General features: G+C 42.5%; 20 protein-coding genes. 12 read left to right on the top strand and 8 right to left on the bottom strand.

Annotated elements, in window-relative coordinates:
* Positions 1 to 20: 20 nt before the first annotated feature.
* Both AC1HCU_RS02430 and AC1HCU_RS02425 read right to left on the bottom strand, forming a co-directional pair.
* On the bottom strand, positions 21 to 1874 hold the full coding sequence (locus AC1HCU_RS02430) for an outer membrane protein assembly factor BamB family protein (RefSeq protein WP_480368606.1): 1854 nt from the start codon (positions 1872 to 1874) through the stop codon (positions 21 to 23).
* A gap of 12 nt (positions 1875 to 1886) precedes the next feature.
* Entirely contained in the window at positions 1887 to 2711 is an 825-nt protein-coding gene (locus AC1HCU_RS02425; protein ID WP_480368604.1) for an alpha/beta hydrolase, read from the bottom strand.
* Positions 2712 to 2927: 216 nt separating this feature from the next.
* Between AC1HCU_RS02425 and AC1HCU_RS02420 the strand changes: the two genes are divergently transcribed.
* Positions 2928 to 3335, top strand: coding sequence for a GNAT family N-acetyltransferase (locus AC1HCU_RS02420; RefSeq protein WP_480368602.1), 408 nt, complete (start codon positions 2928 to 2930; stop codon positions 3333 to 3335).
* 320 nt (positions 3336 to 3655) lie between these two features.
* On the opposite strand, the gene nagB is transcribed toward AC1HCU_RS02420, so the two are convergent.
* The 5 genes from nagB to AC1HCU_RS02395 form a co-directional block, all read right to left on the bottom strand.
* Complete coding sequence (nagB, locus tag AC1HCU_RS02415; protein ID WP_480368599.1) at positions 3656 to 4465, bottom strand: glucosamine-6-phosphate deaminase; 810 nt, start codon at positions 4463 to 4465, stop codon at positions 3656 to 3658.
* Between the two features lie 10 nt (positions 4466 to 4475).
* Positions 4476 to 5714: an FprA family A-type flavoprotein gene (locus AC1HCU_RS02410; protein ID WP_480368595.1), complete on the bottom strand. Its 1239-nt coding sequence runs from the start codon at positions 5712 to 5714 to the stop codon at positions 4476 to 4478.
* Between the two features lie 162 nt (positions 5715 to 5876).
* Positions 5877 to 6764, bottom strand: a complete 888-nt coding sequence (gene lgt / locus AC1HCU_RS02405; RefSeq protein WP_480371021.1) for a prolipoprotein diacylglyceryl transferase — start codon at positions 6762 to 6764, stop codon at positions 5877 to 5879.
* 38 nt (positions 6765 to 6802) lie between these two features.
* Entirely contained in the window at positions 6803 to 7702 is a 900-nt protein-coding gene (locus tag AC1HCU_RS02400) for a diaminopimelate dehydrogenase (protein WP_480368592.1), read from the bottom strand.
* A 109-nt stretch (positions 7703 to 7811) separates the two neighbouring features.
* Complete coding sequence (locus AC1HCU_RS02395; protein ID WP_480368589.1) at positions 7812 to 8834, bottom strand: LacI family DNA-binding transcriptional regulator; 1023 nt, start codon at positions 8832 to 8834, stop codon at positions 7812 to 7814.
* Between the two features lie 151 nt (positions 8835 to 8985).
* Here AC1HCU_RS02395 and rbsK point away from each other — a divergent pair, with 151 nt between their 5' ends.
* The 8 genes from rbsK (at position 8986) to AC1HCU_RS02355 (ending at position 20886) form a co-directional block, all read left to right on the top strand.
* On the top strand, positions 8986 to 9900 hold the full coding sequence (gene rbsK, locus AC1HCU_RS02390; RefSeq protein ID WP_480368586.1) for a ribokinase: 915 nt from the start codon (positions 8986 to 8988) through the stop codon (positions 9898 to 9900).
* Positions 9901 to 9910: 10 nt separating this feature from the next.
* Entirely contained in the window at positions 9911 to 11077 is a 1167-nt protein-coding gene (locus AC1HCU_RS02385) for an IPT/TIG domain-containing protein (RefSeq protein WP_480368584.1), read from the top strand.
* A gap of 18 nt (positions 11078 to 11095) precedes the next feature.
* On the top strand, positions 11096 to 14041 hold the full coding sequence (locus AC1HCU_RS02380; RefSeq protein WP_480368582.1) for a SusC/RagA family TonB-linked outer membrane protein: 2946 nt from the start codon (positions 11096 to 11098) through the stop codon (positions 14039 to 14041).
* 15 nt (positions 14042 to 14056) lie between these two features.
* Positions 14057 to 15469, top strand: a complete 1413-nt coding sequence (locus AC1HCU_RS02375) for a RagB/SusD family nutrient uptake outer membrane protein (RefSeq protein WP_480368580.1) — start codon at positions 14057 to 14059, stop codon at positions 15467 to 15469.
* 53 nt (positions 15470 to 15522) lie between these two features.
* Complete coding sequence (locus AC1HCU_RS02370) at positions 15523 to 17139, top strand: DUF4832 domain-containing protein (protein WP_480368578.1); 1617 nt, start codon at positions 15523 to 15525, stop codon at positions 17137 to 17139.
* A gap of 123 nt (positions 17140 to 17262) precedes the next feature.
* The gene (locus tag AC1HCU_RS02365; RefSeq protein ID WP_480368576.1) at positions 17263 to 18759 is read left to right on the top strand and encodes a DUF4832 domain-containing protein; all 1497 of its coding nucleotides are present in this window, start codon (positions 17263 to 17265) and stop codon (positions 18757 to 18759) included.
* A gap of 63 nt (positions 18760 to 18822) precedes the next feature.
* Complete coding sequence (locus tag AC1HCU_RS02360; RefSeq protein WP_480368574.1) at positions 18823 to 19839, top strand: nucleoside hydrolase; 1017 nt, start codon at positions 18823 to 18825, stop codon at positions 19837 to 19839.
* Between the two features lie 36 nt (positions 19840 to 19875).
* A complete protein-coding gene (locus tag AC1HCU_RS02355; protein WP_480368571.1) occupies positions 19876 to 20886 on the top strand; it encodes a GRP family sugar transporter in 1011 nt (336 codons plus the stop codon).
* Positions 20887 to 20963: 77 nt separating this feature from the next.
* Here AC1HCU_RS02355 and AC1HCU_RS02350 read toward each other — a convergent pair whose 3' ends face one another.
* Positions 20964 to 21629: a rhomboid family intramembrane serine protease gene (locus AC1HCU_RS02350; RefSeq protein WP_480368568.1), complete on the bottom strand. Its 666-nt coding sequence runs from the start codon at positions 21627 to 21629 to the stop codon at positions 20964 to 20966.
* A gap of 177 nt (positions 21630 to 21806) precedes the next feature.
* Here AC1HCU_RS02350 and AC1HCU_RS02345 point away from each other — a divergent pair, with 177 nt between their 5' ends.
* Genes AC1HCU_RS02345 through AC1HCU_RS02335 form a run of 3 tightly spaced genes read left to right on the top strand, consistent with a single transcriptional unit; the run spans position 21807 to position 26465 of the window.
* Complete coding sequence (locus tag AC1HCU_RS02345; protein ID WP_480368565.1) at positions 21807 to 23747, top strand: glycogen debranching enzyme N-terminal domain-containing protein; 1941 nt, start codon at positions 21807 to 21809, stop codon at positions 23745 to 23747.
* Positions 23748 to 23800: 53 nt separating this feature from the next.
* Complete coding sequence (locus tag AC1HCU_RS02340; RefSeq protein WP_480368563.1) at positions 23801 to 25066, top strand: glycosyltransferase family 4 protein; 1266 nt, start codon at positions 23801 to 23803, stop codon at positions 25064 to 25066.
* A 52-nt stretch (positions 25067 to 25118) separates the two neighbouring features.
* The gene (locus AC1HCU_RS02335; protein WP_480368560.1) at positions 25119 to 26465 is read left to right on the top strand and encodes a glycoside hydrolase family 57 protein; all 1347 of its coding nucleotides are present in this window, start codon (positions 25119 to 25121) and stop codon (positions 26463 to 26465) included.
* Positions 26466 to 26533 lie beyond the last annotated feature (68 nt).

The raw sequence follows: 26533 nt of genomic DNA, 5'->3' as shown, positions 1-26533 counted from the left end.
TAAAAGTATCGTCTTTTTTATCAATAACTTACTCTTAATTTCACCAGCCGACCGTCCATTGCAGAGACAAACAGCTCGTTGCCATCCGTTGGCAGGATCATATTGATCAATCCGGTCGAAATCCGGTACTTCCAAAGAAAAGCACCATCTGAGGCTCGATAGGCGTAGATTAGTCCTTTGTCGGTCGGCGCGAAAACAATGCCATTCTTTTCTACCAGGGGTGTAGGTGCCAGCTCATAGCCCATATCTTCACCCGAAGAGATCCATTTCACTTTTCTTACCGGGTATGTGGCATCGATGGCCAGAATATTCCCATCCATCGTTTTAGCATATACAGTATGGCCGTCCTCAGAGATGCCGATGGATTCGCGCACCCTGTTTTCGGAATCATTATACCGCCAGATCACCGCTCCTGTTTTTTCATCGAGCACCGTCATATACCGGTCGGGCGAGACCAGATAGACCCTCCCGCCGGCAGCCACCGGCACAGCCTGCGCCGGCGAGAACATGCGGTTTGCTTGACCGTTGCTCCATATCCAGCGGGACTTCCCCGTTTCAACATCGATTGCATAAAACTCATTGCCCCAGCTACCAAAAAAGATCACCCCGTCCTTTATCAGTGGACGTGTGACGACAAAGTTTTTCACGCTGTCAAAATCCCACAAGGGATTTCCGGTAGTAATATCCCAGGCACGGCAATGACCGTCGCCCCCAGCCACCATCACCCTGTTTCCCGAACAGGCAGGAGAAGATACCACCGCCTTGTCGTTTTTAAGCCTGAATCGCTGACCTCCCGTGTGAATATCCAATCCATAAAGGTAGGAATCTGACGAAGCACACCAGACATTATTTCCATCAAGGATTGGTGTAGAATATACCTTTCCTCCGGTCTTAAAAATCCATACCGGTTGTCCGTTACCGGCATCAATGGCTTTTATCTCTCCAGCGGTATTTGTATAGAATAATTTTTCATCCTTCAGGACCATGCCACTACCCATATCACTGTTCTCCTGCACGTTCCACACTTCCGAAACAGAAGGGTGGTGATAATTCATGTTGTAATCGGGACGAGGCGGATTAACTTCCCACGAAGGTCTGCGGGAAGCAGGGGAGATGAGCCAGGGAGGACGCGTTTCTCCTGAGGATATCCGTTCCTGCAGAATGATTGAATCCGCGTCTACTGTAATCAATGTATATCCCCCACTTGCTTCATTTTTGCGGAGGTTGGAACGACACATCGCGGCCGGTACTCCTTCAAGATTCATTGCCCGGTTGGCATGTCCATGACCGCATAACATCAGCTTCACGTTATAAGGACGTAAAGCATCCATCACCTCAAACCAGTTATTCAACCCTTTGTCCATGGGATAATGGTTCACGTAGATAATGGGTAGATCGGTATCCGTTTCTTTGAGTTCCTTAAAAAGCCAGGTGAGGTTCTCACGTGGTATCTGTCCCGGTCCCATGCGCATATTGGGCCCGGAAGACAACCCGATAAACTTGTACCCGTTGTATTCAAATCCAAATGTGTCGTTACCAAACACTCTGAGAAAATCGTTTGTTCCGCTTTCAGACCAGTTGGAATCATGATTACCGGGAATCGCGTAAAAAGGCACCCTCAGATCGTCGAGCAAACACTTCGCGGTGCGCAGCTCATCGTAAGAGCCAAACTCAGTCACATCGCCGCAAACAATCACAAAAGCAATATTGTTCTGTCTGTTGATATCCTGTACCGTGCGGTGGAGATCCGCATCGTTATCCGGACTACCCGCGTGCGTATCCGTAATCAGGGCGAAGGTAAAGGGACTCCGGGGCTGCGCAGAAGTAGCGAAGCCGAAAATAATCATAAGAAGAATTGACAACAATTTCTTCATACTTCTCGGAGTTTATTTATTATTCGCCTTCTCAAAAAAATCGTGGAAGAAAAGCATCTGATATTTCACCGCATTATTCCAGTATGCCCAGTTATGTGCCCCGGGACGGGAGATAAAATCGTGAGGTATATTACGGTATAGCAGTTCTTCATGCAGTCGTTTGTTCACCTGGTAAAAGAAATCTTCCGTACCACAGTCGATAATGATCCGCAGCGTGTTAGGTGTGAGCAGATAAAGCTGATTCATCACGGTATGGTTTTCCCAGTTAGCAGGGTGTTCACGTTGTGTCCCGATATACGCAGCCATGTTCCAGTTGTTGGGGAATGGGCGGATATCCACGCCGCCGCTCATGCTCCCGCATGCGCCAAAAACATCCTGATTGCGGAAAGCCAGGTACAATCCTCCGTGCCCACCCATACTCAATCCGGTAATTGCCCGTCCCTCACGTGAGGGTATTGTCTTGTATTTCCCATCAATCCAGACAATCAGTTCGCGTGAGATAAATGTCTCGTACCGGTAAGTGGAATCAACAGGACTGTCCCAGTACCAGCTATCATAACCACCATCGGGACAAACGATCATCATATCATAATGATCGGCCAGCTCTTTAATATGAGGTACACCTTTAATCCAGCTATCATGGCGTCCACTGTGACCGTGCAGGAGATAAAGCACGGGAAATGTATTTTTCCCGTCGTAAGATTGCGGTTTAATCACAACCGTTTTTATCTCTTTGGCCATTTTTTCGCTGAACACGCTTATTGTATCGACCGTTGCAGGGAAGACACCTACTGCAAAGAGTGCCTGTAACAGGACAACAACTATAATTTTCTTCATGTATTATTTTATCATAGTTTCGTCAAAGATACAAAAAACAGAGGATGTATAAAGTGACCTATCGTTTTATTTTCCCTAAATATTCTATTCCCGGTTACTTCAGAGCGAAACAATTCAGGTGGAAAAATGTTTTATTATTGTCGGTTGGTCTTGCGGGACGACATTGAACAATGCGATTCATGCCTGACAATCAAAATAATAACATATATTAAAAAAATGGATATACAATTTAGAATTGACAAGGAAAACCGGGGAAGCTTTTTTGTCGATCAGGAGGGACGTCAGGTTGCCGAGCTCGATTTCGAGGTAAATGACAATATACTGAACGCTTATCATACGGGTGTACGTCCCGAACTGGAAGGACAGGGCATTGCCGGAAGGCTCTTCAATGAGATGGTGAGATATGCCCGGAAAAATGAGTATAAGGTAATTCCTTCCTGTTCATATATTCTGGCCAAATTTCGCAGACATCCTGACAACTTTGCCGATCTATGGTATCACGCCGGAGATGAACCCACAGGGGAAGCGTGCGGCATCAGGCCGAAAAGACAGGAAGAAGTACATATAAAATATGGTGAGGCAGGCACCGAGGGAACATCTTTCAACGAGAAACGGACAAAATAGTAATAATCCCCCAAAATAGACCATCGGATCGTTTTTGCAGTTATCTTTTGAATAAGATATCTTTGTTCAGCAAAAACGTTCCGATGGATTTTAATCACCGCATCTTTATTCTGCGAGATAACCTAAATGCTTTTTTCGTGCCTTCGTTGTGATTTACTGTAATACTTTTTGTTAACAACCATACCATGCTATTGTTCATAAAAATGATCGACAGGACGCGTTAAATATCAAGTAAAAAAAGTTAAGACATTACACAGAGAGGATATAAAAAAAATGCGGACCAGGGATCCACACTTTTTACACTTTACATAATCCGGTTATTATAATAACGAGCCAGGATCGAGATTGTCATGTTCGATATCCAGAAAAAATTTGTAGGTACCTACCTTCAGTTCGGCACAGGCATCGTAATCAGTTACAATAATTCCCTTCGGGTGTAGCTGCAGGGCGCTAATGGTCCACATTTGCGTAATGGCACCCTCCACGGCGTGATATAGAGCACGGGCCTTGTGATGTCCGTTGACCAGGATGAGCACTTCCTTTGCATCGAGCACAGTACGCACACCCACGGTGAGTGCGGTTTTAGGCACCTTGTTGACATCGTTGCCGAAGAATCGCGAATTGGCAATCACAGTGTCGGTTGTCAGCGTCTTTACACGGGTACGTGAAGAGAGTGATGAACCTGGCTCATTGAATGCAATATGTCCATCGGGACCGATCCCCCCAAGAAAAAGATCAATTCCGCCAGCATCGGTGATTGCCTTTTCATATGCTTCGCATTCCGCATCGGGATCTTCTGCCATACCATTAAGAATATGCACATTTTCTTTCTTTATATCGATATACTGAAAGAAATTGTTCCACATGAATGTGTGGTAACTCTGCGGATGGTCCGCCGGCAGTCCGATATATTCGTCCATGTTGAAGGTGATCACATGTTCGAAAGAGACGACGCCAGATTCATACAACGCAATGAGTGCTTTATAAGTTTTCAGCGGAGATGAGCCGGTGGGCAACCCCAGTTTGAAAGGTTTCCCGGCAGTGGGGCTTGTTTTGTTGATTTTTGCTGCAATATAGTTCGCAGCCCATTGTGCCATTTGATCGGCATCAGGTTGAATGATCAGTCTCATATTTTATTTTTTAATGACAATTTTCCGTAATGTCGGTAACGACCTCAGCCCGGGAGAGCAATCTGCGGGCCATGGCCTGTCCCATATTGCGTGCTCTCTCCACCACATCCTGCAACATAGCCTGCTTCATGACCACCGGATCGGCAACCAACTCGAAATCAGAAGACTCCGCGAAAGACAACAGTTGTTTGGCCGTAGCATCAGACCAGGTAAAACTGCCGAAACATCCGAAGAACCGGTTTTTAAGAGATCGGCTCTGCAGGGCGGAGATCAGGTTCTCCACTGCCGGGTAGAGCTTGTTGTTGTATGTGGGTGAACCGATAATCAGTCCACTGTATGTAAACACATCACGGAGGATCTCCGATTCGTGGCTCTTTGAGACGTTGTGTATTGCAATCTTTCTCAAGCCCTGCTCTGCTGCGGAGGTAGCGATAATCTCGGCCAGTTGTTCTGTGTGGCCGTACATGCTGCCGTAAGCAATCACCAGACCCGGTTCCGCTTCGTAACGGCTCAACCGGTCATACAGGCTCACTACTTCTTCGATATCTTTTTTTTGTGTCCATACTGGTCCGTGTGTGGAGCAAATCGCATCGATCTCAACATCTGATAATTTCTTCAGGGCTGTCTGCACCGGTGAACCAAATTTACCAACAATATTCGAATAGTAACGGATCATCTCATCCCGGTATTGTTCGGTGAGGAGTTGTCTGTCGAGCACACCCCCGTCGAGTGTCCCAAAGGTACCGAATGCATCACCGCTGAACAAGGTCTTTCTTTCCGGTACGTAGGTCATCATCGTCTCCGGCCAGTGGACCATGGGTGTCAGATAAAACCGCAGTGTACAATTACCCAGGCTCAGTTCCTCCATATCCTGTATCAGGAGGACGTTGTCGCCATCTATGCCGTAGAAGCCCTTCAGCATTTCAAGCGTTCGCTTATTGCCGATGATCCGGATATTGGGAAACTTTGAAATGAGCCAGGCAATAGAACCGGAATGATCGGGCTCCATGTGATTTACAATCAAATAGTCGATAGGCCTGATGCCGGTTAATGAAGCGATCTTCTGAAAAAACACATCGGCATAACAAAGATCCACTGTATCTATCAGTGCAATTTTTTCATCTGCAATAAGATAAGAGTTATAAGAAACTCCCTTTGGGAGTGGCCATAAGTTTTCAAAAAGATGCTTGGTGCGATCATTCACACCTACATAAAAAATATCTTTGGTTATTTGAATTGGTTTGTACATAAGTTGATGTTAGTTTAAAGCGGTCAGCAATCAACTGTCAGCTTTCCGGAAGCAATTATTTTACAGTCAACGGTTCTGTTTTGAGCGATTTATCGAAAGCCAATTCCCATACCCGCCCTGTTCGGCATCAAACCATTTAGAATGCTGACTGCTGACAAATATCTACTTCTTTTTCGGTTTGGGTTTCGGCAATTCAGATTGTTTGGGTGTGAGCTCCACCTTTGCGGGTTTACGCAGTGCATTCCATATCATCCATATTCCCCAAATAATGAAAGGGATGCTCAGCCACTGCCCCAGAATGAGGCCTGTATTTTCACGCATGGCTGTTTCAGAATCGACCTGTACATTTTTCACATATTCCACAAAGAAGCGGAACAGGAAAATAATCAGAATACCTACGCCGGTAATGAATCCTTTTCTATGCTTGGCGTCGGTCTTCCAGTAGAGATACATGGTGATTGCAAAGACCAACAGGTATGCCAGTGCTTCATAAATCTGAGTGGGATGTGAGGGTTCGGTATATACCGGAGCTGCTCCCTGCATCCATTGGTGGAGGTTGTCTATGAAGCGGAATCCCCACGGTTGATCGGTAGGGCCGCCATAGATTTCATGATTCATCAGGTTGCCGAAACGGATCATGGCTGCGGTAAATCCCGTAGGCACCATCACCCGGTCGAAGGTCCAGAGCATGCTGAGATGGGTCACCTTTCGGGAATAGAGCCATACGGCAATGATGATTCCAATGACTCCTCCGTGACTGGCAAGCCCGCCCTCCCACACTTTAATCATCTCAATGGGATTGGCCAGGTAATAGGCAGGCTCATAAAAGAGGCAATGCCCCAGACGCGCACCAACAATGATGCCGACGATCATGTATACAAACAGGGAATCGAACCATTTTTCGGGAAGATCCTCATGTTTGAAGATCTTTTGGACGATATAGACCGCAACAATCAGGCCAATAACCCACAACAGTCCGTACCAGCGAATTTCGCGTCCAAATATGGAGAAAAGTGTGGGATCTATATTCCAGGTAACAGAAAGTAATATATCCATCAGTCTTGATATTTTCAACAAAGATAATAAAATTAAACGAGCTTTTTGATCCAGCTCTCTTTTTCTCCGGGCAACAAATCCACAACCGGTATCTCAATCAGTGTATAGGCACCGGGCTGTTGCTTCAGCGAGGCCCTTGCCGCCCCTACCAGCACCTGTGCCGTGAGTGCGGGGTTGTTGATACGCATATCGAACTTGAAAAGCTGGTTCTGGGTATTTCCCGAAACACCTTTTCGTTCCATCAGCACACCGTGACCCATATCTTTGAGTGCCTCCACATCTTCCACCTGAAAGACATGGGTTTCATCATGAATAAAGTAATCGTCAGTTTTGATGGCTTGTGCCACGTGATGAAAGTCGTAGCCATCCTGCAGTTCAATATAAACCATCCTGCGGTGTACACCGGTGCCCGTGGGAATGGTCATGGAGAGCGCTGCCCTGACACCTTCAACGGCTTTTACCGCCACTGTGTGTCCCATGCTCATACCCGGGCCGAAGTTGGTGTAGGTGATACCCCTCGGCGCCATAATCTCCATCAGGATACGGATTACCGAGTCGCTCCCGGGATCCCACCCGGCAGAAATAACCGAAACAGCATTATACTTCCTGGCCGTTTCATCCAATGAATCACGCAGCTGCAAAATCTGACCATGAATATCGAAACTATCCACCGTACTGATTCCCAATGCAAGGCATTCACATGCAAATTTCTCTACACGGCGTGTGGGAGTACAGAGTATTGCGACATCCACCCCTTTCAGTTGCGATATGGTGTTCACCACGTCATATTCTTTTAATTCGGAGGGAATATTTGTAGCATCACGCCTCACAATGCCTGCAATCTCAAAGTCGGAAGCCCCTTGTAATGCTTCCAGCACATATTTCCCAATATTTCCGTAGCCAATTATGGCGGCCTTGATTTTCTCTTGCATTATTTTTACAATTTACAGTTTCTGTTTAGATAGGACAAAAGTACGAAAAAGACAAATAATAGAAAATATTTTGTAAATAAACGGAGCGACAGCGTCAAACGTCCAAAAACTACATATGGTGCTCCAAATTCTTCACCGATGACTTCACTTTCAATTGGGTTTTTAGCAACATATATTTCGGGGAAGGATCGCGCTCCAGAATTTTGGAAAACAAAATTTTAACAGCAATCTTGCAAATCTCCTCTACCGGTTGCGAGATGCAAGTAAGCGGAGGTTCTATATAGTTAAGGTAAGGGTTGTCGTCAAATGTAATTAATGAAATATCTTCGGGTATTCTTATCTTTTCTTCCTTAAGGGCTTTGATACATCCCATCGCAATTGTATTGCTGAATGCAAATATGGCGGTAGGCCACACTTTTTGTTGAAGCAGCAATTTTGTCTCCAAATATCCGTTTTGTTCACTGAAGGCATCACCGGTTACCGTATACGAAGTGATCCCCGAACCCACCATTGCTTCTACGAATCCCTTTACACGTTGTATGTTTGGAATGGAATACCTGACTCCCTGGATACAGGCAATGGAAGTATGTCCATGTTCAATCAAATATTTGGATGCAGAATAAGCGCCCTCGTAATTATCGGAAGAGACATATGATAGCTCGGGGTCTTCAAAATACCTGTCAACACAAATTAACGGCAGCCCTTTTTCCTGCAGCCTCACCAGATGCTTCCATTCATCCCCACAGGGTGCGATGATCATCCCATCCAAACTCCTCGATGATAAATGCAACACTTCCGCTTTTTCATTCTCTATATTGTCGTCGCTATCACCGATAAGGGTAATATAATTATATTTTCTCACCTCCGTATTTACCACACTTGCCATCTCCGCAAAGAAAGGATTCTTTAAAGAAGGAACGATCAGCGCAATCGTTTTACTCTTTCCACTACGCAAATTCCTGGCAAACTCATTAGGAACATAATTCAGCTCTTCTGCCGTAGACTTTATTACCTGCTGTGTTGCTTTGCTTATCCGGTACTTATCCGCCTTCCCATTCAAAACCCTGGAAACTGTGGTGATGGAAAAGCCCGCTTTTTCCGCTATGTCAACGATGTTCGGTCTTTGTTGCATATCCAATTTTTGTAAACAAAACTAATCTAAATTTGACAATGACGAACTCAAAAGCCCATCGTTAACCTAATTTAACTATAATTATATGCGCAAACGTTTGTTCGTAAAACATTTGTCCATATATTTGCACTAATTAAATATAAAAAATATCATGGATATAAACAAAATTGTTGTTATCGGAAGTTGTAATACAGACATGGTCATCACCACGGATCGATTACCTAAGCCAGGTGAGACAGTATTAGGAGGAAACTTTAAAATGTTTTCAGGTGGAAAAGGAGCAAATCAAGCGGTAGCTGCAGCACGGCTCGGAGGAAATGTGTCGTTCATCGCAAATCTTGGAGACGATTTATTTGGGAAGCAGCTCATCGAGCAGTATAAAAAAGAAGGTATCGATACGCGGTATATTTTTTCAGATGAGAATCTATCAACTGGCGTTGCTTTAATAACTGTTGACAAGGAAGGTGAAAACTGCATTACAGTAGCATCAGGTGCAAACGAGGCATTGTATCCAGATGATATTGACAAAGCAATCGATGCATTCGATAGTGCGGAAATACTACTTCTGCAATTGGAAATTCCTATAGAAACAGTCGAATATGCTGCTAAACTCGCCTACAAAAAAGGAATTAAAGTGATTTTAAATCCGGCACCAACCACCAAGTTTTCTGATGAATTATTAAAATGTCTTTACGCAATCATTCCGAACCGGGTAGAAGCTGAATTATTATCAGGAATAAAAATTATTGATAGGCAGTCGGCAAAAAAAGCTGCTGATATTATCGCAGCAATAGGGGTTAATAAAGTAATTATCACATTAGGGAACAAAGGGGTTTTCATTAAAGACGGTGTAAATTATTATGATATACCAGCATATAAAGTGAAAACAATAGATACCACAGCAGCTGGAGACACATTTTGTGGAGCATTTTGTGTGGGTTTATTGGAAAATACCAATATACTGGATGCCGTAAAAATGGCAAATAAGGCAGCCAGTATAACAGTAACACGAGAGGGAGCACAGAGTTCAATACCTTATAAGCACGAGATTTTCAATAATATATAATATTAAATTTATGATGAAAAAATTAATTATTAAGTTACTGTCTATTTCTTTTTTAATACACTTTCAGTACAGTTGTCAGGATACAACGACTGAACTGATTGTCCCAATATCCCCTATTTTAAAAGAAATAAAAATGCCTGATGAAACAGAAATTATACCGGGACAGCCTATCCAAATCATGGGCCTTGGTTTTTCTCGTGAAGATAGAGTAATTCTTACAAATGTTGATGGGACAAATGAAGTAGAAGTACTGGAAGCTACGGATAGTTATATTAAAATCACTGTACCTGTTGACGCAGGTGGAGAGTATTCAGTCATTGTGGAACGTGCAGGAAAACAAACTACATTGAACAACAAACTGAAGGTGCCTTTTGTAGTACCATTGACAAATGTGGAATTGCCAAAAAATGCCATTGCACAACAAGGCGAAGTATATATTCAAGGTAGTGGATTTAATAATGGAGACATAGCAAAACTAACAGCCATGTTTTACCCAGCCAATACTGAATATAGTATTCCTCTCACACTAACCTCGGAAGGAGCTAAATTCAATCTACCAAAAGATGTTTATGGTGTAAATACTGTTTTAATAGTGCGTGAAAATAGAATATCTAACTTAGGCACTATTACAATAGAAACCAATATCGGTGATGAATTGGGCGGAGGTATTGTATTCTGGGTAGATGCAAATAAAGCGCATGGATACATCGTTAGTAAAACGAATACAGGAACGCCTACAGAACAGTTTGGACCGGAAGTCGATCTTGTAAATGCCGCTGGCACAAGTCAGGCAATGGGAAGCGGTAAATCCAACACAAAAAAAATAGTCGAGAAAATGGTCCAATTAAGGGAGCAATATAACTGGCCTGAATGGAGGAATGTTAAGATCGCAGCCGAGTTGTGTAACGAGTTTTCCGTTACAGAAAATAATCTCATTTACACTGATTGGTTCTTACCTTCTCGTGAGGAACTAATCGAATTATTTAAGGTAAAAAGTATGATAGCCAGTAAAGGATACGCTATTCCAGCCAATAATTATTGGACATCAAGCGAAGGTGAAGGAAATACCGGATGGGCTGCCTACTATGTTAATTTTTACGAGGATACAAATATAATATCGGAATTTGTGTCAAAAAGTGGCTGGAAAATTGGTGTTCGTCCTATCAGATCATATTAACATTATAAACCAAAGACAATGAAAAAGATTATACTAATAAATATAGCCATTCTTTTTACCTGTATACTAAGTGCACAACAGGTAAATATTACCGGAATAATAACCGATACCAATAAAGAGGCACTCCCCGGAGTAGCTGTCACTATAAAAGGAACAACTAAAGGAACTGCATCTGATATAGATGGAAAATATAGTATAAATGCAAAAAATGGAGATGTGCTTGAGTTTTCCTTTATTGGCATGATAACACAATCTGTGAGGGTAGAAAATCAGGCGACAATCAATATACAGTTGGTTTCGGAAGCGGTTGACCTGAACGAAATAGTGGTAATTGGTTATGGTATATCCAAGAAGAGCGATTTGACGGGAGCAGTGGCATCAATTAAATCCGAAAGTTTAACTAATTCCAAAATTGGCACGGTAACAACGGCACTGCAAGGACTTGCAGCAGGAGTCCAAGTTAGTACCGGATCTGTAAAACCCGGCGGGGATGCAACAGTTGTTATTCGCGGAGTTGGTTCACTCCGGGCAGGAAGCGAACCTCTCTATATTGTTGATGGTATTCCGGTACAGGGTGGTCTCCAAGACCTCTCATCGATAGATATCGAATCAATCGAAGTATTGAAAGACGCGTCGTCAGCGTCCATTTATGGCTCCAGAGGATCAAACGGAGTTGTACTTGTTACTACAAAGAAAGGTTCAACAGGCAAAACGAGAATAACATTCAACACCTCTTACGGAACTCAAAGGATGTTAAATAAACAGGAATTGATGAATGCCCAACAATATTATGAATTAGTATCAATAGCACAACCCGATTACAAATGGACATCGGAGGAACTTCGTCTGCTGAGTCGCGGTGAATCAACCGACTGGCAAGATGCTGTAACCCAAAATGGAAATTATCAGAATTACAACATTGCTATCGCCGGTGGTTCGGAAAAATTATCTCATTATTTAGGGGTAGACTGGTACGACCAAAAAGGTACCATAAAAAACTCCTCATTCGACAAATTAACTGTACGCTACAATGCGGATGCCATCGGATCAGACTGGTTAAGATATGGAGTACGTTTTAATGTGATCGAGTCTAAATTAAAAAATATAAATGAAGAAGCTGATTCAGGTTACGGGACAATGTTTAGTGCGATCAGTTCACAACCGACGGCTCCTATTTTCACTCAGGATGGAGAATATTTTGATGGCTTCCTCAATACCAAAGCCAACCCGGTGGCAATAGTTGATCTATTGGATAAAACTACACTGAAATCAAGAATGGTAGGTTCTGCCTATCTCGAAATAGAACCGATCAAAAACCTGAAAATAAAATCAGACAATGGAGGTGAACTGGTATTTTATAAGGTAAATATATATGAGGATGGTCGGATGGGGCAACACTATACCGAAGGAGGACATGCCAACGTAATGGCAAATAAAAAGAAATACTGGCAGACAGAAAATACAGTAACCTACAGTTTTGATATCCAAACGAAACATAAATTTGATGCAATGGCGGGATTTTCTGCTTCTCAAGTGGAGTATGAAGAAGTAACAGCAGACTCAAAGAAACTCTCAGAAATATTGAAATATTACAACCTCAGAGGAGCTGAAGAGCATGGGCCAAACTCTTCATACGGGGTATCTTCCTCTTTAGCTTCATTCTATGGACGTTTAAATTACAACTATGGAGATCGTTATCTGGCTACATTGACAATGCGTAGTGACGGATCATCTCGTTTTGCTCCGGGACATCGTTGGGGATTCTTCCCTTCTTTAGCTGTTGCATGGCGTCTTTCTGAAGAAAATTTCATTAAGGAGAATATTTCAGCCATTAGCAATCTGAAAATAAGAATGAGTGCCGGAAAATTGGGCAATCAGAATATTGGAGATTTTGCATACTCATCTATCATTGCCCTTGGCGGCGCTTCAGCCAACTATATATTCGGTAATAACCTGGCAACAGGCTCTGTACAAACTTCGATATCCAATCCAGAGCTAACGTGGGAAAAGGCAAATCAGTTTGACGTGGGAATTGATTTCGGATTGTTCAATAACCGTATTGCAGGAACTATTGAAACATACTATAAACGTACAACTGATCTGTTATGGCAAGTGCCACTCCCTCTTGAGTCAGGGTTCGGTAGTTCGTTGACAAATATCGGTAAAATCGACAACAGAGGAATCGAGTTTTCTTTGAATACTGTAAATATAAACGCAAAAGACTTTTCGTGGACTTCAGGACTGGTTTTATCTTATAATAAGAACGAAATAAAGGAGTTATATGATGGAAAGCAAGATGTAAATAAATCTTTGTTCGTTGGTAAACCAATTGATCAGATCTATTTACTTCATTCTGATGGTATCTGGCAAATAAATGAAGCTTCGGAAGCTGCCAAGTACAATGCTCAACCGGGTGATCGTAAAATTCGGGATTTAAAGAAAGATAATGTCATCAATGGTGACGATCGCAATTTCCAGGGCGTATATACACCGAGATTCTATGGAAGTTATACCAATACTTTCACTTATAAAGATTTCGATTTAGTAGCATTCTTTACTTTCGCCGGTGGACACATGATCAATAATTCACTCAACCGCTATTTAAATGCTTACAATACTTGGGGTAATATGAGTGTAAACTATTATAAGTATTACTGGAAACAGGACCGACCTAATAATAAATATCCGGCTCCTCGCATTGGAAGTGCTTATGCAAATGGAGATGGCACCAATGCAAATCTACAAAAGGGAGATTATTTAAGATTACGCAACCTGGAGTTGGGATACAATCTTCCCAAATCTATGGTAAAAAATATAAAAGCTTCAAATATAAGATGCTATTTCTCCGTTCATAACCTATTTACTGCGACTGAGTTTACCGGATTCGATGTAGAATCAAGTGATAATACGAATCCCTATCCCAATGCACGTAGTTTCATCGGTGGCATATCTATGAACTTTTAAATAAAATTAATCATTATGAAAAAATATTTAGTTATCATATTTCTTAATTGCCTTGTTATAACTGGTTGTGAAGATTTTCTCAATCAGACCCCAAAGAGTGTACTGACCCCTGACAATGGATATACCAAACCTGAAGACTGGCAACAAAACCTTAACGCGGCATATGGATCTTTACAGGAAGTATTTGTAGGGAAATATACAATTACATTATCGGAGTTTGGAACTGATGAGGTAATCCCTTTTGATATGGGATGGGCTGCTTATGCCGAACTACATCACTATACATTCTCTGCCGCACATGGTTTTTTCGATAACCATTACAGACTTTGCTATGAAGGAATTAAACGTTGTAATGCCGTCATAGATATGCCTTCTGATGCTGTAAATGGAGATTTATATAAGTCGATGGTTACGCAGGCCCATTTTCTCAGGGCATTATACTACTTTGACCTGGTCAGAATGTATGGAGGCGTTCCCCTGTGGACAAAGTCATCTATTGACAGGAATGATATTATGAAACCTCGTGCGACTGTGGATGAAACATATACACTGATTACTGAAGATCTGATTTCAGCCCTGGAATTACCAACTACATGGGCTGACGCCAAAGATAAAGGGAGGGCAACTTCCTTAGCTGCACAAGCATTTCTGGCACGTGTTTATTTACAATGGGGTAAACCGGATGAAGCTTTGAAATATTGTAAAATGCTGGATGGTAAATTCAGACTATATGATAACCTGAAAGATATATTTGATCCAAAAAATAAGAATCAGGAATATGAAAATATATTTGAAATTCAATTCAAACATTCTGGATCCTGGGGGCTTGAGGGTAGTATTCAACATTCATATTGGGGACCACGTAATGTAGGAGGACCAACCAATTTTGGAGGCTGGGGAGGTTTTGGTCCTACTCAATACCTCTATGATTCATACGACGATAGTGACAATCGAAAACGAGCCTTCTTCATAACCCAATACAATGGGATTGTCCAGTCCCCACCATCCTCAGCCAAATTTTGGGACCCGGAGTATGGAAACGTAATTGAAGACGATAATCTCAATTTCATTCTAATACGTTATGCCGATATCCTTCTTATGAAGGCCGAAGCACTAAATGCAACAGGTGATAATGACGAGAAATATACAGCCCTTAATTTAGTACGTAATAGAGCAGGATTAGGTTCCGTAACAGCTGCTGACGGATTGAATAAAGAACAGTTTGCAGAGTTGCTACTGCAAGAAAGGATGCATGAGTTATGTTGTGAACATATGCGTCGCTGGGATTTGATTCGTTTCGGAAAACTTACCGAATATATGAAAGATAGAGCAGACGTAACAATTCAACCACATCATGTTTTATATCCTTTACCACAGGCTGCAATAGATGCAAATGATGCTATTACTGAAAATAATAGTGGTTATTAATTAAAACCCATGCATAGAAAAGTTTTTTTCTCATGCTAAAAAATAAAGTATTTATGAAAAATCTATTTTTTATACTATTATCATTATTTTTATTTTGTATTTCCTGTAAAGAGGAAGACCATGGGATATTACCCCCGATTGAAGGAGGAGGATCGATTGAGGTAAAAGATGGAAAAGTAACCGTCAATCCTGCAGAATTCACATTCGCAATCCGTAATCCAATGAAAGGACTTCGTGAATTCTTTGGACCGGGATACGACAGGATTCGCGATGAATATCCTTATCCTTATGGCTCCATGATCAAAGAATACATGCAATGGAATATGATGGAAGATAAGGCCGATGATGGGATGGATAAGATTGTAGCCTATAGCAATCATCGGTGGCAAGGCGTTGAGGATATCAATGTAAAAGTGATTCCCCGTATTTTTATCGTTTGGATTGAACCCTGGCATGGTGGTTATGCAAAAAATACATATACAAGTAATCCGGACGATTTGAATGGATGGCATTGGCCAAGCGATTTTCCAGGACAAGTATATAATGAAGATCCAAACAGCCCCATTACAGGAGGATATTTCGATCCGAACTTTAAAAATAGGATTGCAAAATTTATCGAGAAGGCTGGTCAAGCATGGGATAACGATCCTCGTGTAGCTTACATTGAAATGGGCATAGTTGGCGAATGGGGAGAACACCACGATCCGAATATCTCCACCTATTGGACTCCTCACGATCAACCGAACCATGTGGAAAACCGCACATGGATACCTGGACTTGAGAAGGTGTTGGGAGATGCTTTTACAGAGGCCTTCAAAAACAAAAAGGTTATGGTACGTTATGCCTATGACTTCAAAGATTACGAGTTTGGTATTTACTGGGATTCATGGGCTATAGACGAAGAAAAAGTTCGCGGTTACGAGGAAATGAAAAAGCTTGGTGACCGGTGGAAATCTCAACCGATAGGCGGAGAAATAACATGGAACTGGGGAAGCCTTGGGAAATATAATTCTTTTGAGGAAGTGGTAAAGAATGATGCTACACGTGATTTAATCATACAGCAAATACGAGACTTACATTGCAATCATTTAGGAGGTATTACATGGGCAGATTTTAATGACCACTCTTTTATGCCAAATGCCGAACTATTACAGAAGTCAATGGGCTACCGGTTTCTACTTTCAAACTTTACCTATCCTACAAGTATTAAACAGAACGAACCTTTCACAGTATCATTCAATGTAGTCAATACGGGATCTTCACCGTTTTATTACGACTGGCCGGTAGAAATAGCTTTGTTGGACGCCAAAACTCATCAAAAAGTATGGAGCAAAACTCTCACAACGGCAAAAGTTTCACAATGGATGCCAGGAGACAAGTGGGATAACAGTAAGAAAGAATATCTGGAACCTGCTACTATAAATCATATAGAAGAATCGTTGACATTAGATACAAATCTCGATACAGGTAATTATATTATTTCTATATCGGTGCTTGATCCCGCAGGAATGCTCCCTTCATTGCGGTTTGCCATACAAAACTATTTTGAGGGCGGACGTCATCCTATAGGACATATAGGTATTAACACAGAACCAATATATTATGAAGTAAAAACCACCGAGTTTAAGGATTTGAGACAAGATCGGACACTAAAATATAAATTAAACTAAGATACAATGAGGTATATACAAATACTCGTTATATTATTCTTTCTTACAGTCACTTTTTCTTGTTCAAGGGAAAATGTAGTAACTATTTCTTATGAAGAATATACAAAAGCTTTCCGTAATCCAATGAAAGGGTTTCGAGAGTATTTTGGTCCGGGAGAGGACAAAATCAGAGAGGAATACCCTTACCCGTATGGCTCAATGATCAAAGAATATATGCAATGGAACATGATAGAAGACGACCCCAATGACGGAATAGACAAAATTGTAGCATATAGTAATCATCGATGGCAAGGCGTTGAAGATATTAATATGAAGGTGATACCTCGCGTTTTCCTTGTATGGGTTGAGCCATGGCACGGAGGAAAACCCAAAGATCCGGGTAATCCGGACGATCTGAACGGATGGCACTGGCCAAAAGGAATTGCGCCACAAATCAGCCCCTATAAACAAATTCCCGGTTCTGTTGGAGCTTATATCGACCCGGAAGACAAAAACACGCCGATAACAGGAGGTTACTTTGATACGACTTTTCCTGAGAGGGTTACAAGGCTTGTCGAAAAGATGGGCAAGGCCTGGGATAATGATCCGCGTGTAGCATACATTGAAATGGGAATAATAGGAGAATGGGGAGAGCACCATGATCCCGATTTGTCCACTTATTGGCCTCCACATGATGAGCCCGAACATATTGACAACCGTACATGGATACCTGGTCTGGAAAAGATTCTGGGTGACGCTTTTACCAAGGCTTTTAAGAATAAAAAAGTAATGGTACGCTACGCTTATGAGTTTAAGGATTATGAATTTGGCATTTATTGGGATTCATGGTCACAACCTCAGGAAAAAATCCGTGGGTACGAAGAAATGAAAAAACTTGGCGACCGATGGAAAATTCAGCCGATAGGTGGCGAAATAACATGGAACTGGGGTGATTTGGCTAAATTCAGGTCTTTTGAACAGGTAGTCGCCGATAAATATACACGTGATTATATAATCGAGCAAATCCGTAATCTTCACTGCAATCATCTTGGTGGTATTACTTGGGCAAACTTCAATGACCCTGAGTTTAAAAAGAATGCAGAAATATTACAAAAAGCCATGGGTTACCGTTTTGTCCTGTCTGATTTTACTTACCCAAAAGAAATTAAACAGGGAAAACCTCTGAATATTTCATTCAAAGTGACCAACACGGGTTCCTCTCCATTTTATTATAATTGGCCTGTTGAGCTGTCGTTACTGGACCCTGAAACACACCAGAAAGTCTGGGGTAAAACATTAGAGGAGGTCAATATTTCAGAATGGATGCCTGGTGATAACTGGTCAATTGAAGAGGAGTCTTATCAGAAAGCGGCCCCTTTGAGTGAAATCAAAAGTTCTATATTGATCGATCAGAATTTGCCGGATGGAGAATATATTATAGCTCTCTCCGTTCTCGATCCTGCCGGAATGTTACCATCCTTACGTTTTGCCAATGAGAATTATTTTGAAGGAGGATATCATCCCATGGGATATATCGGGATAAACAAAAAGCCAGCAAGGGCAATTGTGGATAAATCGTTGTTTTATGATATACAAAGTGATAAAACGCTTAAATATGAATTATCCCATAACAGCTATTAATATGAAATGAACATGATATCATGCAAGTTTTAATACGATTTTAATTAAAATAAATATTAAGATATGAGATTTTTAGCATACATAATATTTGCCGGACTTATGTGTACTCTCTGTTCTTGTAAAAACAAGAAAGAAATGTTGGATGAGCCTCTTGCGGTTATTTTCGATACGGATGTAGGAAATGATATAGACGATGTATTGGCTTTACAAATGCTTCTCAACTATGAAAAGGAAGGAAAGATTAATCTTCTGGGGATCACTATTGGAAAAAATAATCCTTATTCAATACTATATGTTGATGGGTACTGCCGATTGAACAATAGAGGAGATATCCCATTAGGTTTTGCTTATAATGGAGTGAATCCGGAGGATAATAAATATCTCCGTCCAACATTGGATACACTTATAGATGGGAAAAAAATATTACTCCCACAGCGCAGCCTCAATGATAGTCTACCTGAAGGATATAAACTATTGCGAAAACTACTTTCCTCTCAAAAGGATCATTCTGTCGTATTCGTAGCAGTTGGGCCTGAAACCAATCTAGCAAGGTTACTCGATTCAGAACCAGACGAATATAGTAACCTGGATGGTAAATCTCTGGTTGAAAAGAAAGTGAAACTATTATCTGTTATGGGCGGGTTGTATGGTGAAGCGTTCGATTTTCCTGAATGGAATATTGTCCAAGACCTGGAAGCTGCACAGAAAGTCTTTGCTGAATGGCCAACCGAGGTGGTTGCCAGTGGGTGGGAATTAGGGAACGAATTGCTGTATCCTCACCAAAGTATTTTAAATGATTTCAGTACTAATCATCCGCTTAGCGTCTCATATAAGATGTATGATCAAATGCCATATGACCGGCAAACTTGGGATTTAACATCCGTTTTATATGCAATTGAACCCGACAGTGCATTCTTCATGCTATCGCCAAAAGGAACAATTCAGATTGACAGTATTGGTAAAAGTGTTTTTACTCCTTCTGACAACGGCAAACATCGCTATTTGATAATTGAAGACAATCAAAAAAAACGAGCATTAAATGCTTTGATCCGACAAAATACAAACAAAAAAGAATATTGATTCTTTCAATGATGATAACAATTTAAAGATTTTATTATGTTTATCGTACAAAATTATCCATTCGCAGTATTACTTTGCCTTATTACCATGCTTTGCTGGGGATCATGGGGTAACACACAAAAATTGGCTGCAAAAACGTGGCGGTATGAATTGTTCTATTGGGACTACGTGATCGGCATCGTGTTACTTTCTCTCCTTGTTGGATTCACATTGGGGAGCATCGGTGACCAGGGACGTAGTTTTACCGACGACATCGTGCAGGTGAGCTCCAATAATTTCTGGAGTGCATTCGCCGGAGGCATTATTTTCAATGCGGCCAATATATTATTGTCGGCTTCCATCTCGCTGGCCGGGATGTCGGTCGCTTTTCCCGTAGGGGTGGGATTGGCTCTTGTATTAGGTGTATTTATCAATTATTTCGGCGCACCGAAAGGTGACCCTGTCATCCTGTTTATGGGTGTGACACTGATTGTTATCGCTATTATTCTGAACGGCCTTGCTTCGGGAAAAGTGAGTTCGGGAACGGAAGAAAACAAGGCCAAAAAGAAAGGGGTCTTTATTGCCATCTGTGCCGGTATCCTGATGTCTTTCTTTTACAGATTTGTCGCTTCAACAATGGATCTGAATAATTTAGAGAACCCTATGCAAGGAATGCTGACCCCTTACGGAGCATTTTTTATTTTTTCGCTGGGGATATTGGGCAGTAATTTCATTTTCAACACAATTGTCATGAAAAAACCCTTTATTGGAGAACCGGTGAGTTATTCCCAGTATTTCAAAGGTAATCTGAGTACACATTCTGTAGGAATTTTAGGTGGTATTATCTGGGGAGTAGGTACAGTTTTAAGTTATATAGCCGCGGGAAAAGCCGGTCCAGCCATTTCCTATGCTTTGGGGCAAGGAGCACCTATGATTGCCGCACTATGGGGCGTATTTATATGGAAAGAATTCAAAGGGGCCTCAAAACCAGTAAATCTGTTACTGACACTTATGTTTATCCTGTTCATTGCAGGACTAGCCATGATCGTTGTCTCCGGGGGAAACTGAGTACTGGCAATATCTTTGAATAATCTATCGAGGAATGATTGGATGATGGTTCCACCTGTTGTGAACCATCATTCTTTTTAAATCTTCAAATCGTCATTTTCCTCTTCCCCTTCCTCCTCGTCCCATACTATGGGCGGCTTCTGCGGCCCCTGCTTCCGGAAAATGATCGCCAGAAACAGTCCGCTGACTGCTCCCGAGAGATGTCCCTCCCACGAGATGGACGGGTCCACCAGTTCGGTAACGGGAAAGATGCTCCACACGGTACTCCCGTATATAAAAGCCACAATCAAAGAAACAGCCACCAGAGGAATATGCTTGCGAAAAAGGCCACTGAAAAACAAAAAAAAGAGAATCGCGAAAACCAGGCCGCTTGCGCCCACATGAGTGGCACCACGGCCAATGAGCCACGTGATGATTCCACTCAGGAGCCAGAGAGTTATAAAGACAAAGGTGGCAATATTGCTGTAAAAGTAAAACAAGAACCAGATCAGGATAATAAGTGGCAACGTGTTGGACAGCAAATGTGAGAACGTTGTGTGAATGAACGGAGAAAAAATAATTCCTTTCAAACCGTTTATATCTCCGGGACGAATTCCCCATTGTGAAAAACGATCACCAAACAGGCCGCTATAATTTAGCAGAAAAACCAGCCAGACAAAAGAAACAATAACAAGGGCAGGTAACAACGCGAGCCATATACGCTTTTTCTCGAAATTAAAAGGGGATATTTCTTTTTCATTCATTTTCCTAATGATAAGCGCGTACTCTTCACTGCACAAAGATACAATAAATGTACAAACAGCTCAAAAACAGAAAAATTATTTAATTTATTCATCCCGTTTGCTTGTGATATAACTTCAATTTTATTATCTTTCGCAGGAATTGAGAGCCATATACCTTACCCTAAACTTTATGTAGCGATGAGTTATCTTAAATTCGACAAAGAGCTGATGATCAATCTGGAGTATTCTCTGTACCGGAATGTTTTAAGGACAAACAGAAGGGGAGCCTATCAAAATACATCCATATCAGGCTGCAACACAACCAAATACCAGGGTCTATTGGTAATGCCCGTACCTTATATGGATGATGAAAACCACCTTATACTCTCTTCCTTCGACGAAACAGTCATTCAGCACGGTGCTGAATTCAATCTCGGAATACATCGCTATGCCGGTGATCATTACAGTCCAAAAGGACACAAATATATCCGTGAGTTCAACTGCGACAGTGTCCCCAAGACAATTTACCGCATCGGAGGGGTTATCCTGTCGAAGGAAATCATGTTTTCATCGAAAGAGAACCGTTTGATGATCCGATATACTCTGCTTGACGCCCACTCACCTACGACCATCCGGTTTAAACCCTTCCTGGCCTTCCGGAAAATATCACAACTCACCCACGAAAATGATCAGGTGGACCGTTCCTATCGTGAAGTGGAAAACGGCATCAGCACTTGTATGTACTTCGGTTATCCCGAACTGTTTATGCAGTTTAACAAAAAGCCGGAGTTTATTTACCACCCCGACTGGTACCGGGGTGTTGAATACCTGCAGGATTTGCAGAGTGGCGATACCTTTCAGGAAGATCTCTACGTGCCGGGTTATTTCGAAATGTCCATCGCAAAAGAGGAAGAGATTATTTTCTCTGCCGGAGATATTCTGGTAGATACATCTCACCTTGCAAAGGAATTCGATTATGAGATTTACACGCGTGTACCCCGCTCAAACTTTTACAACTGTCTGAAAAATTCAAGTCACCAGTTTAAATATATGCCCGGTAATGGAGAACAGTATCTGCTTGCCGGATACCCCTGGTTTAAAGTTCGGGCACGCGATCAGTTTATTGCACTACCAGGCTGTACCCTTGCGGTGGACAAAGCACGGGACTTCGAGAAGAGTATGGACTCTGCCATACCGCACCTGCGAAACTTTATGGCCGACAAGCCGTCGAAAAGCTTCCTTAAACAGATTGAAGATCCCGATGTATTGTTGTGGGTGGTTTGGGCGCTGCAACAATACTGCAAGGAAAACAAAGAGGCCTTTATCGAGAAATACAGTGCATTCCTCTTTGAAATCATCGATTATATCGTCGCAGGAAGACATCCTAATCTTGTTTATAACCCGGAAAACGGACTGGTTTCCACCTACGGGCGTGAGGTGGCCGTTAGCTGGATGAATGCCATGCTCAATGGTAGTCCTGTAATTCCCCGTTCAGGTTATCTGGTTGAATTCAATGCATTGTGGTATAATGCATTGAAATTTGGTCAGGAAATCGCTCTTGAGACGGCGGCCAAGGAAGTGGCCGATACGCTGGAAGAGAAGTCACGACTGGCAGGCAACTCATTTACAGAAACTTTCCTGAACGATGCAGGTTATTTATACGACTATGTGGATGGTTATTACAAGGACCCGAACGTAAGGCCCAACATGATATTTGCGGTTTCGCTCCCCTACTCACCACTGGAGAGAGGACAGAAAAAATCGGTGATCGATTTTGTGACCAAGGAGTTGCTCACCGCCTGTGGCATTCGTTCGCTCACCCCCAAAAGTGATCAATTCCATCCCCATTATGCCGGTACTGAGAACGAAAAGAAGCTGGCTTATTTCAACGGCATGGCTTTTCCGTGGTTGCTGGGCCCATATATTGAGGCATACCTGAATGTCTTCCATATGAGCGGATTGTCGCTGGCCGACCGGATTATGATGGGTATGGAGGGAGAAATGCAAAACGATTGCATTGGCTCCATATCGGAATTCTATGATCCCAATCCTCCCTTTATTGCCCACGGCGGATATTCGTTTGCCATGAGTGTGGCGGAACTCCTCAGGGCACACCGGATCATACGGTCATTTACATAAAAAAGAGGATTAACATATATAGAAGGCATCGGTAATTATCAAATATTGGAGACATGAAGGTATTAATGTTTGGCTGGGAATTTCCCCCACATATTCTTGGAGGACTCGGAACGGCAAGTTATGGACTAACCAGGGGAATGGCTAAGCAGCCTGATATGGAGACGATCTTCGTGATACCCAAACCATGGGGAGATGAAGACCAGACATTTACCAAAATAATCGGCGCCAACTACACGCCTGTTGTATGGCGTGATGTCCCCTGGGAGATGGTCAGGGCAAGGCTGGAGAAGTTCATGGATCCACGTGAGTACTACTGGCGTCGCGACAACATTTATGCCGACTTCAGTTACATGAACACAAACGACCTGGGCTGTATCGAGTTTTCAGGCCGGTATCCCAATAATATTCTGGAAGAGACCAATAACTATTCCATCGTAGCCGGAGTGATTGCTCGAACCTACGAATTTGATGTGATCCACGCCCACGACTGGCTCACCTATCCGGCCGGACTACATGCAAAGAGTGTTTCCGGCAAGCCGATGGTTATTCATGTGCATGCCACGGAGTTCGACCGAAGCCGGGGAAAACCCAATCCCATCGTATACAATATTGAAAAAGACGGAATGGACAACTGTGATCATATCATCTGTGTGAGTGATCTCACCCGCCGTACGGTGATTGAAAATTATCACCAGCCATACTGGAAGGTGACAACGGTACATAACGCAGTGGAACCGCTCAGTCCGGATATTGAAGCCATTGAAAGGATATCGGGTGTACAGGAGAAGGTGGTGACCTTCCTGGGAAGGATTACTATGCAGAAAGGACCCGAGTTTTTTGTGGATGCAGCCACCCAGGTTATTCGGAAAACGGACCACATCCGCTTTGTGATGGCCGGAAGCGGCGACATGATGGATCAGATGATCCGTCTTGTAGCAGAGCGGGGCATTGCCCATAAGTTTCATTTTACAGGTTTCCTCCGCGGCAAACAGGTATATGAAATGCTCAAATCGAGCGATGTATATGTGATGCCTTCCGTATCGGAACCGTTTGGTATATCTCCGCTGGAGGCAATGCAGTGCAATGTGCCGAGCATCATTTCCTACCAGTCGGGTTGCTCGGAAATACTGAACAATGTCATCAAGACCGATTTTTGGGATGTAGATGCAATGGCCGACGCCATTTATTCGATTTGTACATACCCTGCCATGGCGGAATATCTGAAACAGGAGGGAAAGATTGAGGTAGACAACATCAGGTGGGAAGACGCAGGCCTGAAGGTTCGTAAAATTTATGACAGCCTTATAGGTGGAAAATAGAATCACCCAATCCAGAATACGAGATTAAAAAATAACAAAATAAGATTACGTGATGAAGACAATTTGCTTTTATTTCCAGATCCACCAACCGTTCCGGTTAAAAAGATACCGTTTCTTCAACATTGGCAGGGATCATTATTATTTCGATGATTACGCCAACGAGGATATTTTGCAACAGATTGCTGCCCGGTCATTCTTACCTGCAAACCGGATGCTGCTCGATTTGGTGAATCAATATAAGGGCAAATTCAGGGTGGCCTTCTCTATCTCCGGAGTAGCGCTTGAACAGCTGGAAATCTATGCTCCGGAAGTGATCGACGGATTTCGCGAACTGGGAAAAACAGGGAATGTAGAATTTTTGACCGAGACATATGCTCATTCACTTTCGAGCCTTTTTGACCCGGAGGAATTCCGGAATCAGGTAAAGCATCACGCCGAAAGAATTGAGGTGCTGTTCGGCCGTAAGCCGACTGTAGTACGCAATACGGAACTGATCTACAACGATGAGATCGCCGAGATGGTATATGATATGGGTTACACGAAGATGATCACAGAAGGAGCAAAACACATTCTCGGCTGGAAGAGTCCCAACTACGTATATCATGCTGCAACCCAGCCAAAATTGAAGCTCTTACTTAAAAACAGCCGCTTCAGTGACGACATTACCTATCGCTTTTCAAACTACAGCTGGAATGAATACCCGCTAACGGCTGAGAAATTTACTTCCTGGATCGCATCCACATCTCCCGAAGAGAAGGTATTTAATCTTTTCATGAATTATGAGACACTGGGCAACATTCAGCCTTCTCATACCGGCATCTTCGAGTTTATTAAAGCACTGCCCCGCTTTGCCTTTGAAAAAGAGATCGGTTTCAGTACTCCCGGAGAGATTTTGGAAAGCCACGAATCTATTGGGGCAATCAATGTACCAAATACCATATCCTGGTCTGATGAGGAACGTGACGTGAGCGCATGGCTTGGAAACAAACTGCAGCAAAGCGCACTGAAATCGCTCTATGAGGTAGGAGAAAGAGTGAGATTGTGTACCGACCGGCGTCTGAAACATGACTGGCTTTATCTGCAAACCAGTGATCACTTTTATTATATGTCGACCAAACATTTCAGTGGCGGACAAAGCCCGTTCAGTCCTTATATGTCACCCTACGATGCGTTTAACAACTATATGAACGTATTGAGCGATTTCATAGCCCGGGTGAAAGCGCAATATCCCGACACTGTAGATAACGAAGAATTAAATGCCCTGCTGACAACCATCCACAACCAGGAAAAAGAAATTAAACGCCTGCAGATGGAGTTGAAAACCGTGATTGGAACCAATGAGGAATTGTTGGTGGAAAAAAATAAAAAAATGACCAGGGCTGTGAAGAATTCAATTTAACAGAAATATGGTTTTAAATCCATAAAAAAAGGAGCTTGCGGCTCCTTTTTTTATGGATGAGACTTTGT

The sequence above is a fragment of the Proteiniphilum sp. LBM24028 genome (assembly GCF_056629195.1).
The sequence above is the reverse complement of the archived record's forward strand: the minus strand, read 5'-3'. Positions and strand labels throughout refer to the sequence as shown.

What these genes read in the sequence shown, in the direction of transcription:
- AC1HCU_RS02340 (WP_480368563.1), top strand. Translation starts at nt 23,801, where the DNA reads ATGAAGGTATTAATGTTTGGCTGGGAATTTCCCCCACATATTCTTGGA.
- AC1HCU_RS02410 (WP_480368595.1), bottom strand. Translation starts at nt 5,714, where the DNA reads ATGTACAAACCAATTCAAATAACCAAAGATATTTTTTATGTAGGTGTG.
- AC1HCU_RS02365 (WP_480368576.1), top strand. Translation starts at nt 17,263, where the DNA reads ATGAAAGGGTTTCGAGAGTATTTTGGTCCGGGAGAGGACAAAATCAGA.
- AC1HCU_RS02395 (WP_480368589.1), bottom strand. Translation starts at nt 8,834, where the DNA reads ATGCAACAAAGACCGAACATCGTTGACATAGCGGAAAAAGCGGGCTTT.
- nagB (WP_480368599.1), bottom strand. Translation starts at nt 4,465, where the DNA reads ATGAGACTGATCATTCAACCTGATGCCGATCAAATGGCACAATGGGCT.
- rbsK (WP_480368586.1), top strand. Translation starts at nt 8,986, where the DNA reads ATGGATATAAACAAAATTGTTGTTATCGGAAGTTGTAATACAGACATG.
- AC1HCU_RS02400 (WP_480368592.1), bottom strand. Translation starts at nt 7,702, where the DNA reads ATGCAAGAGAAAATCAAGGCCGCCATAATTGGCTACGGAAATATTGGG.
- AC1HCU_RS02355 (WP_480368571.1), top strand. Translation starts at nt 19,876, where the DNA reads ATGTTTATCGTACAAAATTATCCATTCGCAGTATTACTTTGCCTTATT.
- AC1HCU_RS02360 (WP_480368574.1), top strand. Translation starts at nt 18,823, where the DNA reads ATGAGATTTTTAGCATACATAATATTTGCCGGACTTATGTGTACTCTC.
- AC1HCU_RS02430 (WP_480368606.1), bottom strand. Translation starts at nt 1,874, where the DNA reads ATGAAGAAATTGTTGTCAATTCTTCTTATGATTATTTTCGGCTTCGCT.
- AC1HCU_RS02425 (WP_480368604.1), bottom strand. Translation starts at nt 2,711, where the DNA reads ATGAAGAAAATTATAGTTGTTGTCCTGTTACAGGCACTCTTTGCAGTA.
- AC1HCU_RS02345 (WP_480368565.1), top strand. Translation starts at nt 21,807, where the DNA reads ATGAGTTATCTTAAATTCGACAAAGAGCTGATGATCAATCTGGAGTAT.
- AC1HCU_RS02350 (WP_480368568.1), bottom strand. Translation starts at nt 21,629, where the DNA reads ATGAATGAAAAAGAAATATCCCCTTTTAATTTCGAGAAAAAGCGTATA.
- AC1HCU_RS02380 (WP_480368582.1), top strand. Translation starts at nt 11,096, where the DNA reads ATGAAAAAGATTATACTAATAAATATAGCCATTCTTTTTACCTGTATA.
- AC1HCU_RS02370 (WP_480368578.1), top strand. Translation starts at nt 15,523, where the DNA reads ATGAAAAATCTATTTTTTATACTATTATCATTATTTTTATTTTGTATT.
- AC1HCU_RS02420 (WP_480368602.1), top strand. Translation starts at nt 2,928, where the DNA reads ATGGATATACAATTTAGAATTGACAAGGAAAACCGGGGAAGCTTTTTT.
- AC1HCU_RS02385 (WP_480368584.1), top strand. Translation starts at nt 9,911, where the DNA reads ATGATGAAAAAATTAATTATTAAGTTACTGTCTATTTCTTTTTTAATA.
- AC1HCU_RS02375 (WP_480368580.1), top strand. Translation starts at nt 14,057, where the DNA reads ATGAAAAAATATTTAGTTATCATATTTCTTAATTGCCTTGTTATAACT.
- AC1HCU_RS02335 (WP_480368560.1), top strand. Translation starts at nt 25,119, where the DNA reads ATGAAGACAATTTGCTTTTATTTCCAGATCCACCAACCGTTCCGGTTA.